Source organism: Streptomyces sp. NPDC007983 (assembly GCF_042958345.1).
Taxonomy (GTDB): domain Bacteria; phylum Actinomycetota; class Actinomycetes; order Streptomycetales; family Streptomycetaceae; genus Streptomyces.
Genome location: NZ_JBIBJI010000002.1, coordinates 787,031 through 799,265, shown reverse-complemented (window position 1 = coordinate 799,265; position 12,235 = coordinate 787,031). Strand labels below are relative to the sequence as shown.

Annotated in this window: 15 protein-coding genes; 8 read left to right on the top strand and 7 right to left on the bottom strand. The window is 73.2% G+C overall.

What is annotated here, in order from left to right; all coding sequences use genetic code 11:
- Positions 1-71: 71 nt before the first annotated feature.
- The 5 genes from ACFZCY_RS08045 to hisI form a co-directional block, all read right to left on the bottom strand.
- On the bottom strand, positions 72-485 hold the full coding sequence (locus tag ACFZCY_RS08045) for a DUF2752 domain-containing protein (protein ID WP_391170156.1): 414 nt from the start codon (positions 483-485) through the stop codon (positions 72-74).
- Between the two features lie 102 nt (positions 486-587).
- The gene (locus ACFZCY_RS08040) at positions 588-827 is read right to left on the bottom strand and encodes an HGxxPAAW family protein (RefSeq protein WP_391170155.1); all 240 of its coding nucleotides are present in this window, start codon (positions 825-827) and stop codon (positions 588-590) included.
- 135 nt (positions 828-962) lie between these two features.
- Positions 963-1,631 (bottom strand): TIGR02234 family membrane protein, encoded by a 669-nt coding sequence (locus ACFZCY_RS08035; protein WP_391170154.1) that lies wholly within the window; start codon positions 1,629-1,631, stop codon positions 963-965.
- An 82-nt stretch (positions 1,632-1,713) separates the two neighbouring features.
- Positions 1,714-3,234, bottom strand: a complete 1,521-nt coding sequence (locus ACFZCY_RS08030; protein WP_391170153.1) for an anthranilate synthase component I — start codon at positions 3,232-3,234, stop codon at positions 1,714-1,716.
- A gap of 51 nt (positions 3,235-3,285) precedes the next feature.
- Positions 3,286-3,651, bottom strand: a complete 366-nt coding sequence (hisI, locus tag ACFZCY_RS08025; protein WP_361485476.1) for a phosphoribosyl-AMP cyclohydrolase — start codon at positions 3,649-3,651, stop codon at positions 3,286-3,288.
- 325 nt (positions 3,652-3,976) lie between these two features.
- Between hisI and ACFZCY_RS08020 the strand changes: the two genes are divergently transcribed.
- Positions 3,977-4,645: a hypothetical protein gene (locus ACFZCY_RS08020; RefSeq protein ID WP_391170152.1), complete on the top strand. Its 669-nt coding sequence runs from the start codon at positions 3,977-3,979 to the stop codon at positions 4,643-4,645.
- 76 nt (positions 4,646-4,721) lie between these two features.
- Positions 4,722-5,354, top strand: coding sequence for a TIGR03085 family metal-binding protein (locus ACFZCY_RS08015; protein WP_391170151.1), 633 nt, complete (start codon positions 4,722-4,724; stop codon positions 5,352-5,354).
- A gap of 73 nt (positions 5,355-5,427) precedes the next feature.
- Here the strand turns inward: ACFZCY_RS08015 and ACFZCY_RS08010 are convergent, their stop codons facing one another.
- Complete coding sequence (locus ACFZCY_RS08010; RefSeq protein WP_055554404.1) at positions 5,428-5,751, bottom strand: multidrug efflux SMR transporter; 324 nt, start codon at positions 5,749-5,751, stop codon at positions 5,428-5,430.
- A gap of 119 nt (positions 5,752-5,870) precedes the next feature.
- Here ACFZCY_RS08010 and ACFZCY_RS08005 point away from each other — a divergent pair, with 119 nt between their 5' ends.
- Positions 5,871-6,788: a LysR substrate-binding domain-containing protein gene (locus tag ACFZCY_RS08005; protein WP_391170150.1), complete on the top strand. Its 918-nt coding sequence runs from the start codon at positions 5,871-5,873 to the stop codon at positions 6,786-6,788.
- Positions 6,789-6,794: 6 nt separating this feature from the next.
- Here ACFZCY_RS08005 and ACFZCY_RS08000 read toward each other — a convergent pair whose 3' ends face one another.
- Complete coding sequence (locus tag ACFZCY_RS08000; RefSeq protein ID WP_391170149.1) at positions 6,795-7,808, bottom strand: substrate-binding domain-containing protein; 1,014 nt, start codon at positions 7,806-7,808, stop codon at positions 6,795-6,797.
- Between the two features lie 202 nt (positions 7,809-8,010).
- On the opposite strand from ACFZCY_RS08000, the gene ACFZCY_RS07995 reads away from it, so the two are divergent.
- The 5 genes from ACFZCY_RS07995 (at position 8,011) to ACFZCY_RS07975 (ending at position 12,093) form a co-directional block, all read left to right on the top strand.
- Positions 8,011-9,039, top strand: a complete 1,029-nt coding sequence (locus ACFZCY_RS07995; protein ID WP_391170148.1) for a Gfo/Idh/MocA family oxidoreductase — start codon at positions 8,011-8,013, stop codon at positions 9,037-9,039.
- Positions 9,036-9,839, top strand: coding sequence for a TIM barrel protein (locus tag ACFZCY_RS07990; protein WP_391170147.1), 804 nt, complete (start codon positions 9,036-9,038; stop codon positions 9,837-9,839). Before ACFZCY_RS07995 ends, ACFZCY_RS07990 begins: the two co-directional genes overlap by 4 nt.
- A gap of 33 nt (positions 9,840-9,872) precedes the next feature.
- A complete protein-coding gene (locus ACFZCY_RS07985; RefSeq protein WP_391170146.1) occupies positions 9,873-10,349 on the top strand; it encodes an OsmC family protein in 477 nt (158 codons plus the stop codon).
- A gap of 77 nt (positions 10,350-10,426) precedes the next feature.
- A complete protein-coding gene (locus tag ACFZCY_RS07980; protein WP_391170145.1) occupies positions 10,427-11,068 on the top strand; it encodes a sigma-70 family RNA polymerase sigma factor in 642 nt (213 codons plus the stop codon).
- The gene (locus tag ACFZCY_RS07975; RefSeq protein ID WP_391170144.1) at positions 11,065-12,093 is read left to right on the top strand and encodes a CU044_5270 family protein; all 1,029 of its coding nucleotides are present in this window, start codon (positions 11,065-11,067) and stop codon (positions 12,091-12,093) included. The genes ACFZCY_RS07980 and ACFZCY_RS07975 overlap by 4 nt, the downstream gene beginning before the upstream one ends.
- Positions 12,094-12,235 lie beyond the last annotated feature (142 nt).

Genomic DNA, 12,235 nt, shown 5'->3' with positions numbered 1-12,235 from the left:
ACCGAGGTCCCGCATCCGGTTGACGCCGCGTCCCACCACGTGGTCGAACGCACCGTCATGCACAACAAGGGTCAGGGTGCCAGTAGTCCCCCGAAGGGGAAATTCCGGATGACGGTGAAGGCGAGGACCGCGCCCCCGATGGCCCAGGCGTGCCACGCCCGCCATGTCCACGCCGCGCGGCGCCGCCGCCATCCCAGAGCCCGGGCGCACCACACCGCCCACCCCACGCAGAACACGCCCGCGCACGCCACGACCAGCGCGTTGTCGCTCAAGCCCCGCAGCAGCTCGCCGTGCGCGAGGGCGTGGGCGCCGCGCAGCCCGCCGCACCCGGGGCAGTAGAGGCCGGTCAGCCGGAACAGCGGGCAGACGGGGTAGTGGCCGGGCTGATGGGGGTCGACGGCGCCGACGTACCCGAAGGCGGCGACGACACCGGCGAGCACGCCCAGGGGAGCGAGGAGCCGGCGTACCGCGGGAGACAGGACCACATCGCCAAGTCTCCCCGGGAAACCACGAAGGCGCAGCTCAGGGCCGTGCCCGATGACCCGTACGGGTCATCGGCACCGGCCCCGCGCCGCGCCCGGGCTGCGTCACTCCTGGGTCTGCACCTGCTTCTCGCCCACCATCCGCAGCGGCTTCGCCTTCGGGGCGCCGAGCCCGGCCGCGCGCATCCCCAAGGTGACGACACCGCCGAGGAGAGCGATGACCATGCCCGCCCAGAAGCCGAGCGGGTTCGCCAGCACGGTGAACGCGCCGGAGACGCAGAAGCCGATGAAGGCGATGGTGACACCGGTCCAGGCGGCCGGGGTGTGCCCGTGGGCGTTGGACATGAATACTCCTCGTAGCTCTACACAGCGCCTGGGTCCGGGCGCGTGGGGCGAAGCTCCCACGCCATTGTCCCCGATGCCGGAAGCGCCCTTGAGCGGGGGTGCCCACCGGGTGCGCACCGGGTGTCCACCCGCTGTCTACCGCGAAAGCGTCGGGTCCTCGCCCCGGTCCAGGGCCTTCCACAGCTCCTCGGGGCGGTCCGGGTCGGGTGCGGCGGGGGCGCGGCGCCCGCGCCGGCTCCCCTCCGCGCCGGCCCGCTCGTACCGCCCGGACATGGCGGGCCAGTGGCGCCCGTACGCCAGCGCGAGCACGCCCGCGAGCAGCAGCAGCACACCGCCCGCCAGGGCGACCCATGGCCAGGGTGTGTACGTCACGTCGTGGATGGCGCTGCCGGCCACGCCGGTCACCTTGGACGCCTTCTCCTTGAGCGCCGCCTTGTCGGAGGCCCCGAGGGCGGCGCTGATGACGATGCCCGTACCGCTGAGGGCGAGCAGCAGGGAGACGACGACGCGGCCGACGCGTCGTACGGCGAAGACGGCCACCAGCGCGGCGAGGCCGACGACGGCGAGGGCACCGGGCAGCCCGGTGATGTCGTCGCCGTTGGCGCTCTGCGCCAGGGAGCCCTGGGCGACGCTGGCCGTGCCCTGGGCCCACTTGCGGCTGGTGGCGAGCAGGACGAGTGCCGCGCCGAGGGCACCGCACAGCAGCGCGACGGCGAGGCTGCCGCGCGCCGCTCGGCGGCCGCGCGCGGCGGGGGCGGAGGGCTCGTTCTCGGCCCGGGGCGGGGGTACGGCTGCTGCACTCACGCCTACCACTATCCCCCACGCCGAACGCACGCCCGTCCGAGGGCCACCCGGGGGCGGGGACGGGGCGGGCGCGGGCGCGGGGCTACCCCTGCCGGCCGCCCAGGCGGTTGGCCGCGTGCACCGCGCGCAGCACCGCCGCCGCCTTGTTGCGGCACTCCGCGTCCTCGGCCGTCGGGTCGGAGTCGGCGACGACACCGGCGCCCGCCTGCACGTAGGCCGTGCCGTCGCGCAGCAGCGCGGTGCGGATGGCGATGGCGGTGTCGGAGTCGCCCGCGAAGTCGAGGTAGCCGACGCAGCCGCCGTACAGCCCGCGTCGGCTCGGCTCCAGCTCCTCGATGATCTGCATCGCGCGCGGCTTGGGGGCGCCGGAGAGGGTGCCCGCGGGGAAGCAGGCGGTGAGGACGTCGTAGGCGGTGCGCCCCTCCGCGAGCCTGCCGGTGACGGTGGAGACGATGTGCATGACATGGCTGTAGCGCTCGACCGACATGAAGTCGACCACCTCGACGCTGCCGGGTTCGCAGACCCGCCCCAGGTCGTTGCGGCCGAGGTCGACCAGCATCAGGTGCTCGGCCCGCTCCTTGGGGTCGGCCATCAGCTCCTCGGCGAGGGCGGCGTCCTCCTGCGGGGTGGCGCCGCGGGGCCGGGTACCGGCGATGGGGTGCAGCATGGCGCTGCCGTCCTCGACCTTGACCAGCGCCTCGGGGCTGGAGCCCACCACGTCGAAGCCCTCGAAGCGGAAGAGGTACATATAGGGGCTGGGGTTGGTGGCCCGCAGCACCCGGTAGACGTCGAGCGCACTGGCCGAGCAGGGCGTCTCGAACCGCTGCGAGGGGACGACCTGGAAGGCCTCGCCCGCGCGGATGCGCTCCTTGATGTCGTCGACGGCCGTCATGAAGTCCGGGCCGCCCCACAGCGCGGTGTACTCGGGCACCTCGGACGGGGGCAGGGCGGTGGGGTCGGTGGGAACGGGTCGTACGAGGTCGGCGGCCATCGCGTCGAGCCGGGCCACGGCGTCCGCGTACGCCTCGTCGACGCCGGTGTCGAGGTCGTTGTGGTTGATCGCGTTGGCGATCAGCAGCACCGTGCCGTCCCAGTGGTCGAGGACGGCGAGGTCCGAGGTGAGCAGCATGGTCAGCTCGGGGAGCCGCAGATCGTCCCGCCCATGCTCGCCGATCTTCTCCAGGCGGCGGACGACGTCGTAGCCGAGGTAGCCGACCATGCCGCCGGTGAAGGGCGGCAGAGGGACGAGACCGCCCAGGTCACGCGGGGTGTGCAGGGTTTCGACCGTGGCGCGCAGCGCGGCGAGCGGGTCGCCCTCGGTGGGGACGCCGACGGGCGGGGTGCCCAGCCAGTGGGTGCGGCCGTCGCGCTCGGTGAGGGTGGCGGCGCTGCGGACGCCGACGAAGGAGTAGCGGGACCAGGAGCGGCCGTTCTCGGCGGACTCGAGCAGGAAGGTGCCCGGGCGCTCGGCGGCGAGTTTGCGGTAGAGGCCCACCGGGGTGTCGCCGTCCGCGAGCAGCTTGCGGGTGACGGGGATGACACGGCGGTCGGCCGCCAGCTTGCGGAAGGTCTCGAGGTCCATCGTGGCAGCGTCCTGGGTCATGGCTGGGGAGCCTAATGGGCGATCTTGGGGCCGGGCGCGGTTCCGGGGGCGCTACTCGCCCAGCGGGAGGACGTCGGCGTCGAAGCAGGTACGGTCGCCGGTGTGGCAGGCGGCGCCGGTCTGGTCCACCCGGACGAGCACGGTGTCGCCGTCGCAGTCGAGCGCGACGGACTTGACCAGCTGGATGTGGCCCGAGGTGTCGCCCTTGACCCAGTATTCCCGGCGGCTGCGGCTCCAGTAGGTGCAGCGGCCGGTGGTGAGGGTGCGGTGCAGCGCCTCGTCGTCCATCCAGCCGAGCATCAGCACCTCGCCGGTGTCGTACTGCTGGGCGATGGCGGGGACGAGGCCGTCGGCGCCGCGCTTGAGGCGGGCGGCGATGGCCGGGTCGAGGGCGGAGGGACGATCGGAGCCGGTCATGCGACCATTCTGCACTGCCGGGAGGAGCGGGCCCGATGGTCGGGATACGGGGGTGATGGGGCATGCTTCGGGCATGACGTTTCCGCCGCCGTCGAACGACCCCAACCGGCCTGGAAACGGCGGGGGGTTCGGTCCGCCGCCGCAGCCGCAGCAGGAGCCACAGCAGTCACAGCAGCCGCCGGAGGGTTTCGGTCCGCCGATCGATCCGGCCCCCTCGGCGCAGCCCGGTCCGCCCGCGCTCCGCGGCGGCTTCGGACCGCCCCCGCCGCCCCTGCCGCCCCCGGGGGCGCTGCCTCCGGGAATGTCTCCGGGAGCGTCTCCGGGGATGCCTCCGGGCGGTCCGCAGCCCGGCACCGGCCGTTCCAGGACCGCCGCGATCGTGACCGGCGTGGCGGTGGGCCTGGCGGTGGTCGCCGGGGTGGCGTTCTTCGGCGCGCAGGACGACGGCGGCGACGACAAGGCGGCCGGCGCGCCCGCCACCTCGAACCGTCCCCTCTCCTCGCCGTCGGGCGCCGCGTCCGCCTCGGCGGGTGGTTCGGAGGACCCGGGCCAGGGCGCGCCGCTGGGCGGCGGGGACGACCAGGCTCCGCCCTCCCCCGACGCCTCGGAGTCCGCCCCGTCCGACCGCAGGATGCCGTATGCCGTGCTCAAGCCGGGCACCTGCTTCGACCACCCGGCGATGGACAGCAGCGTGACGAAGATCGAGAAGCGCTCGTGCGACCGCGCGCACGACGGCGAGGTGATCTCCAACGAGACGCTGAGCGGGGACTTCGCCTCCGAGCGGGCGCTCCAGCGCAAGGCGCTCTCGCTGTGCGCGGCGGACGCCGAGAAGCGGCTGAAGAGCGTCCCCAACGACGGCCGGGAGTATTACTACTACGCGCTCTACCCGGCCCTGGGCACGTACACGGAGCACGGCAAGGACCGGGTCTCGTGCGCGCTGACGGTGAGTACGGGCAAGGACGGCGCCAAGCTGAAGGAACCCATACCGGAGTAGCGCCCTCCGGGTCCTTACGGGGCGCTTCGGGGCCTTCTCATGGCGGGCGGCGGGCGTCGGCCGTAGGGTGGGCGGTATGTCCACTCACGCGAAGCGCGAACGCCTGCTCCTCGCCGATCTCTTGGAGAACGCGGGCCCCGACGCCCCGACGCTGTGCGAGGGCTGGACCACCCGCGACCTGGCGGCCCATCTCGTGGTGCGCGAGCGGCGCGCCGACGCGGCCGGCGGCCTGGTGATCAAGCCGCTGGCGCAGCGGCTGACCCGGGTGCAGGCCGAGTTCGCCGCGAAGCCGTACGAGGAGCTGGTGCAGCTCTTCCGCACCGGCCCGCCGCGGATGTCACCCTTCGCGATGAAGCAGGTGGACGAGGCGGCCAACACCGTGGAGTTCTACGTCCACGCCGAGGACGTCCGCCGCGCGCGGCCGGACTGGACGCCGCGCGAGATCGACCCGGTCTTCGCCGACGCACTGTGGTCCCGTATCGAGCGGGTCGCGCGGGTGTTCGGCCGCAAGTCCCCGGTCGGTCTGGTGCTGCGGCGCCCAGACGGCCGCACGGCGGTCGCCCACCGCGGCGTCCCGGTGGTCACGGGCACCGGCGAGCCCGGCGAGCTGGCGCTGTTCCTGTACGGGCGGCAGAAGGCGGCCCGGGTCGAACTGGACGGCGACAAGGAGGCCGTGGCGGCGGTGCGGGAAGCCACGCTCGGCATCTGAGGCGTCCGCGGCATCCGAGGCATCTGCGGCATCCGGCCCCCGGCCGCCGGGCCGCCGCCGGCTCCGCGCACCGTCACTGCGCGCTGCCGAGGTTGAGCGTGATGACGCCGCCGATCACCAGGGCCACGCCCAGCGCCTTCACCGCGGTGAGCGGTTCACCCAGGAAGAGCAGACCGATCAGCACGATCAGGGCCGTGCCGAGGCCCGACCACAGGGCGTACCCCACGCCGACCTGCATCCCGTCGTGGATCGCCCGCGCCAGCAGGAAGCACGCCACCGCGTACGAGGCGAGGCAGGCCAGGGCGGGCCCGGGGCGGGAGAAGCCCGCGGTGGATTTGAGGAGACTGGTGCCGATCAATTCGGCGGTGATGGCGGCCAGAAGGAGGAGGTAGGCCATGCCGACAGTCTCCGAGCGGCGGGAAGTAGCCGTCAAACCTGTCGGCAGGGGCCTGAGACCCCCGAAATGTGTCGCTCGCCATTGCCCGGCCGGCCGGGCGCCGCGTAGCGTCGCCGACCGTGCGTACGCCCCTCCCTCCGCTGGCCGGCCTGCTGGCCTACGAGGCGACCGCGCGGCTCGGCAGCATCACGGCGGCCGCCGATGAGCTGGGTCTGTCGTCCTCGGCGGTGAGCCAGCGCATCCGGGTGCTGGAGACGCATCTGGGGATCGCCCTGTTCGAGCGCCAGGCGCGCAGCATCCGGCTGACGCCGATGGGCCAGGCGTATCTGCCCACCGTCCGGGGCGCGTTCGACGATCTGTCGGCGGGCACCACCGGGCTGTTCGGCCCGGCAGCGGGGCGTGGCCGGCTGACCGTGCGGGTGCAGGTCTCGTACGCCATGACCTGGCTGATGCCCCGCCTCCAGGACTTCCACGACTGCTATCCGCACATCGACCTGCGGGTGGTGACGGCGATCTGGGCGAACGAGGTCCCGCCGCACGAGGTGGACCTGGAGATCCGTCACGGCAACGGCCGCTGGGCCGGATTCACCGCCGATCTGCTGCACGAGGACCAGGCCGTGGTGGTCGGCTCCCCCGCCCATCTGGAGGCCTACGGCCCGCTGACCGGGCCCGCCGACCTGGAGCACCGGCCGCGGGTGCACGTCATCGGCTACGACGACCTCTGGCAGCGGCTGTTCCCGCACACCCCGCCGCCCTCGCGGGGCGCGGAGGCGACCATCACGCTCGACACGACCGTGGCCGCGGCCCAGTTCGCCGCCACCGGGCTGCACTGCGCCTTGGTCCCCGAGCGCTTCGCGCGCGCCGCCGTCCGCGACGGCCGGCTCGTCGTGCTCCACGACCGTCTGGTGCCGCTGCGCCAGGCCCACTATCTGCTGCAGCGCGAGGGCGAGGCCCATATGACCCCGGAGGGGCGCACGTTCGTCCAGTGGCTCATCCGCCAGGACATCGAGGACCCACCGCTCCAGCCGGGCGGCTAGTACGTTCTAGGAACTCCTGGGGGCCGGGCCGGTGGTGGCGCGCTCCACCAGGTGGGGCGCGAACACGCTCTCGACCGCCTCCCGGCCCGCCACGAGGTCCAGCGCCCCGTCCACCGCGGCCTCCGCGAGCCGGGCCGCGTCCTGCGAGACCGTCGTCATCCGCACATGCGGGAACTTGGCCAGCCGCGAGTCGTCGTACCCGACCACCGAGATCTCCCCGGGCACCGCGCGCCCCTCCCGCCCGAGGACGTCCAGCACCCCCGTGGCGCAGCGGTCGTTGAAGGCGACGACGGCCGTGGGCGGGGTCTCGCGGGCCAGCAGATAGCGCATGCCCTGCGCCCCCGCGGTCTCGGTGAGCCCGCCGGTCAGCACCTCGGCCGAGTCCTGCAGCCCGTGCCGCCCCATGGCCTCCAGGAAGCCGAAGCGACGGTCGGAGCTTCCGGGGGCCCCGGCCCCGTCGATGTGCGCGATGTGCCGGTGGCCGAGGGCGGCGAGGTGGTCGACGGCGAGCGCGACGCCGGCGTGGTCGTCGCCGCGTACGACGCCCACGCCGGGGACATCGGTGTGGCGGGCGACCAGCAGCGTCGGCAGCCGGCCGGCCAGCCGGGCCAGCTCCTCCGTGCCGAGCCCGCTGCCCAGCAGGATGGCCGCCTCGCACCGCTCGCGCAGCAGGGCGCTCACCGCGGTGGTCTCCTCGCGGCTGGGCGCCACGGCGCTGAGCGTCACGTCGTAGCCGCGCCGGGCCGCGGCGGCGTAGATCTGCTCCACGAGGTCGCCGTGGAAGGGCTGCTGGAGTTCGAAGGTGACGCCGAGCAGCCGTGAACTGCTCTGGCGCAGCTTGCGGGCGCGCTGGTCGGGGACGTACCCCATCTCGTCGGCGATCTTCAGCACGCGTTTGCGGGTGGCGTCGCTGGCGCCCGGCACGCCGCGCATCACGATCGAGACCAGCGCGGTGGAGATACCGGCGGCCCGTGCGACATCGGCCATGGTCGGCCGCCCGCCGCCCGCCTCCTCGGTCACTCCTGTCACTCCCGCCCTGCCGAAACGCCATCCTGGCCGATGCCCTGCCCGATGTCCTGCCCGATGCCCTGGCCAATGCCCTGGCCGGCCGCGTCCGAGCATATCGATCTCTTGACCGGCTCCCCGTCCTCGCTCTACGGTCCTGGAACTAGAACGTACTAGTTCTTCTTCCACGGTACGAGGCCCCAGGGGAGTTACGCATATGACCGTCACCGACACCGTGCGGCTGGCCACGATCGGCGCGGGCCGCATCGGCACCCACCACGCCGGGCTCGTAGCCCGGCACATCCCCGGCGCCGCGCTGGCCGCCGTCGCCGATCCGGTGCCCGGTGCCGCCGAACGCCTCGCGGCCGCCCTCGGCGCCCCGTCGGCCACCACCGACCCCGGTGCCGTCCTCGGCCGGGACGACATCGACGGCGTGCTGATCACCGCCCCCGCCCGGGCCCACGCCGGCCTGGTCGTGGCGGCGGCCGAGGCCGGAAAGCATGTGTTCGTGGAGAAGCCGATGGCGGTGACCCTGGCGGACGCCGACCGCGCCATCGCCGCCGCGCGGCAGGCGGGCGTCGTCCTGCAGGTGGGGTTCAACCGCCGGTTCGCCCCCGGTTTCGCCGCCGCCCGCGCCGCAGTCGACGACGGCCGGACCGGCACCCCGCAGCTGCTGCGCTCCCTCACCCGTGACCCGGGCCCGTTCACCGCCGACCCGGCCCGTATCCCCCGGTGGACGATCTTCCTGGAAACCCTCATCCACGACTTCGACACCCTGTGCTGGCTCAACCCCGGCGCCGTCCCCGTCCGCGTCCACGCCACCGCCGACGCCCTGATCCGCCCCGACGCCAAGGCCGACGGCCACCTCGACACCGCCGTGGTGACGATCCGCTTCGACAACGGCGCCATCGCCACCGCCGAGGCGTCCTTCTCCGCGCTGTACGGCTACGACGTACGCGCCGAGGTCTTCGGCTCGGGCGGCATGGTCAGCGCCGGAAGCAGCCGCAGCAGCGACATGACCTACTACGGCCCCGACGGCCTGCACGCCGACACCGCCCGGCGCGATACGGACCTCCTGCGCGCGGCCTACCTCGCCGAACTCACCGCCTTCACCGACGCCATCCGCCACGGCACGCCCCCGCCCGTGACCGGCGCCGACGCCCACCGGGCGCTGTCCGTCGCCCTGGCCGCCATCCGCAGCGTCGAGACCTCGGCCCCCGTCGACCTCGCCGAGGTGACGGCATGAGCGCCTTCACCCTCGCCGCCAGCGCCGAAATGCTCTACCTCGACCTGCCGTTCACCGAACGGGTCCGCCGCATCGCCGACCACGGGTTCCAGGTCGAGATCTGGGACTGGTCCACCAAGGACATCGACGCCCTCGCCGCCACCGGCGCCACGTTCTCCTCCATGACCGGCTACCTCACCGGCGATCTCACCGACCCCGACGGCATCGACGCCCTGCTCGCCTCGGCCCGTCGATCCCTCGCCGTCGCCGAGCGCCTGGACTGCCCCCGCCTCAACCTCCACGGCACCGGTCTGGACCCCCACGGCCTGCCCGTACGCCCCGTCCACCGGACCACCCCCGCGATGTGGCTCACCGCCGCCGACACCCTGCGGCGCGTCGCCGGCCTCGGCGCGGCCGCCGGACGCGTCTTCACCCTCGAAAACCTCAACCTCGCCGTCGACCACCCGGGCACCCCCTTCGCCCGCGCCGCCGACACCCTCGCCCTGGTCCGCGCCGTGGACAGCCCCTTCCTGCGGCTGAACCTGGACCTCTACCACGCCCAGATCGGCGAGGGAAACCTCATCGAACTCTGCCGTGAGGCCCTGCCCCACGTCGGCGAGATCCAGGTCGCCGACGTCCCCGGCCGCTGTGAACCGGGCACCGGGGAAATCCACTACCCCGCCATCGCCGCCGCCCTCCACGACCTCGGCTACACCGGCGTCGTCGCCCTCGAGGCCTGGGCCCGCCACGACCCCGACGATGCCCTGACCGCCTTCCGCACCGCTTTCGCCACGGACCGGCCGGAGGGGGTGGGATCATGAGCGCCCACCACGGCCGTGAGGAGCAGCAGACCGATGGGAAAACAGCACGCTTACCGCACCACCGTCCGCTGGACGGGCAACACCGGGACCGGCACCGGCAGCGGATACCGGGCCTACGGGCGGGCGCACGATGTCATCGGTGACGGCAAGCCAACCCTCCAGGGCAGCGCCGATCCGGCGTTTCTCGGCGATCCGGAGCGCTGGAATCCGGAGGAGTTCCTGGTCATCGCGCTCTCGCAGTGCCACATGCTGACGTATCTGTCCGTCTGTGCCCGCGACGGCGTGACGGTGACGGCGTATGAGGACGTGGCCACCGGGGTCATGGAGGAGACGGCGGGGTACAGCGGCCACTTCACCGAGGTGGTGCTGCGTCCGGTGGTCACCGTCGGGGACGCGGCGATGGTGGAGCGGGCCCGTACGGCGCACCACGACGCGCATCAGACGTGTTTCATCGCCAACTCGGTCAACTTCCCCGTCCGTCACGAGCCGACGATCCGGGTGGGCGGCTGAGCACGCCCCTTCTGTGGCACAGGTCACGGGAACCTCACACCTCGTGCGGAGAGGCACGGGTGTGAGGTGTAAACGACATGACTGAGGGCCTGCGCGAGCGGATACGGGCGGGTGACCGCGAGGCGTTCGCGGAGCTGTACGAGGAGCATGCGCGGAGCGTCTACAACCACGCCTTCCGGCTGACCGGCGACTGGTCGGTCGCGGAGGAGGTGATGGGGGATACGTTCCTCGACGCCTGGCGCGGCCGGAAGCAACTGGAGCCGGGCGACGCCACGCTGAAGCCGTGGTTACTGGGCGTGGCGACGAACAAGGCGCGCAACGCCAACCGGGGCCTCGGCCGCCGCCTGGCCTTTCTGGCCCGCCGCCCCGCGCCCGCCCCGGTGGCGGACTTCGCGGAGGAGACGGCGGGCCGGATCGACGACGCCCGCCAACTGGCCGCCGTACGGGAGGTGTACGGCCGTCTGCGGCGCGGGGAGCAGGAGGTCCTGGCGCTGTGCGTGTGGTCGGGGCTGGACTACGCGCAGGCGGCCGAGGCGATGGGGATTCCGGTGGGGACGGTGCGTTCGAGGCTGTCCCGGGCCCGCGCCCGGCTGCGCAAGCTCGCCGAACAGCGGCTCGCGGAAGAAGGGAAGGAACCGCCGCGCCGCCGCGGAGAGGTACAGGGCGAGGCCGCGTTCGCGGCCCTGCCGTTTCAGGAGTTTCAGGAGGACCCCCGATGAGGCCCGAGCGCGAGGACGCCACGTACGAGAACACCGCGTGCGAGGAACTTGCCCGGCTGCTTCCTCCCGTCCCGGGAGAGCGGGACGTGCCCTCCGCTCCGTACCTCCACCACAAGGACCGTTTGATGCAGCTGATCAACGACGACGCCGCCGCCGACGCCGCCGACCGGAAGAACAACCCCGCCCCGGCCCGGAAGGCCCGGCCGCGGCTGCTGCGCCCGGCCGTGCTGATGCCCGCGGCGGCACTGGCGCTGACCGGGGCGCTGGCCGTCACCTTCACCGGGGGCGGCACGTCCGGCGACACCACCGCCCAGCCGCGCGAGACCGCCACCGTCCTGCTCGACCGGATCGCCGGGACCGCGGCGAAGTCGGACGTCGAGCCGGTGCGCGAGGACCAGTTCGTCTACGTCAAGAGCCTGACGGCGGGGGCCGAGATGAAGGAGGACGGCTCCTCCACCATGGAGCCGCTGAGCAAGCTCGAGGTCTGGAAGTCGCAACAGGTGAAGCGGATCCACAAGACCGGCGAGTTTTATGAGGACGGGGACTACGGCAACACATACGAACTGGGCGGGTCTCCGGCGGGCATCGACCGTGCCACGTACCAGTGGCTGGCGTCCCTGCCGACCGACCCGGACGTCCTGCTCAAGGAGCTGGACCGGATGACCGAGGCGAGCGAGGGGCAGGAGAAGGCACAGGCCGTCTTCGAGCAGATCGGCTCCCTGGTGGGGACGGTGATGCCGCCGCGGAACGCCGCCGCCCTCTACAAGGCCGCCGCGAAGATCCCCGGGGTGAAGCGGCTCGATGACGCGGTGGACGCGGCGGGCCGCCATGGGGTCGGCATCGCCCGCGTCGACAAGCGGACGGGGATCATCACCGAGTGGGTCTTCGACCGGGACAGCCTCGCCTACCTCGGCGAGCGCAGCTACCGGACGAAGGACTTCGGGGCGGGCAAGAAGGGCGACATGCTGGAGGAGTTCGCCGTCCTGAAGCGCGGGATAGTCGACCACTACCGCGAGCGGCCGTAACGCTGACACGAACCGCGGCGGGGGGCCCCCGACGGTGGGCCCCCCCCCGGTTAGGCACCTCCACACCCGACCCGGGGGCCCGGGTCCCCCCGCGCGCCCCTTACCCACCCGCAGGCCCGGGAGCCCGAATGGGAGACCGTGG

Bases quoted from the DNA above. Each gene is read 5' to 3' on its own strand.
- ACFZCY_RS08040 (WP_391170155.1), bottom strand. From the start codon at position 827: ATGTCCAACGCCCACGGGCACACCCCGGCCGCCTGGACCGGTGTCACC.
- ACFZCY_RS08030 (WP_391170153.1), bottom strand. From the start codon at position 3,234: ATGACCCAGGACGCTGCCACGATGGACCTCGAGACCTTCCGCAAGCTG.
- hisI (WP_361485476.1), bottom strand. From the start codon at position 3,651: ATGACCGGCTCCGATCGTCCCTCCGCCCTCGACCCGGCCATCGCCGCC.
- ACFZCY_RS08020 (WP_391170152.1), top strand. From the start codon at position 3,977: ATGCCTCCGGGCGGTCCGCAGCCCGGCACCGGCCGTTCCAGGACCGCC.
- ACFZCY_RS08015 (WP_391170151.1), top strand. From the start codon at position 4,722: ATGTCCACTCACGCGAAGCGCGAACGCCTGCTCCTCGCCGATCTCTTG.
- ACFZCY_RS08010 (WP_055554404.1), bottom strand. From the start codon at position 5,751: ATGGCCTACCTCCTCCTTCTGGCCGCCATCACCGCCGAATTGATCGGC.
- ACFZCY_RS07995 (WP_391170148.1), top strand. From the start codon at position 8,011: ATGACCGTCACCGACACCGTGCGGCTGGCCACGATCGGCGCGGGCCGC.
- ACFZCY_RS07990 (WP_391170147.1), top strand. From the start codon at position 9,036: ATGAGCGCCTTCACCCTCGCCGCCAGCGCCGAAATGCTCTACCTCGAC.
- ACFZCY_RS07985 (WP_391170146.1), top strand. From the start codon at position 9,873: ATGGGAAAACAGCACGCTTACCGCACCACCGTCCGCTGGACGGGCAAC.
- ACFZCY_RS07980 (WP_391170145.1), top strand. From the start codon at position 10,427: ATGACTGAGGGCCTGCGCGAGCGGATACGGGCGGGTGACCGCGAGGCG.
- ACFZCY_RS07975 (WP_391170144.1), top strand. From the start codon at position 11,065: ATGAGGCCCGAGCGCGAGGACGCCACGTACGAGAACACCGCGTGCGAG.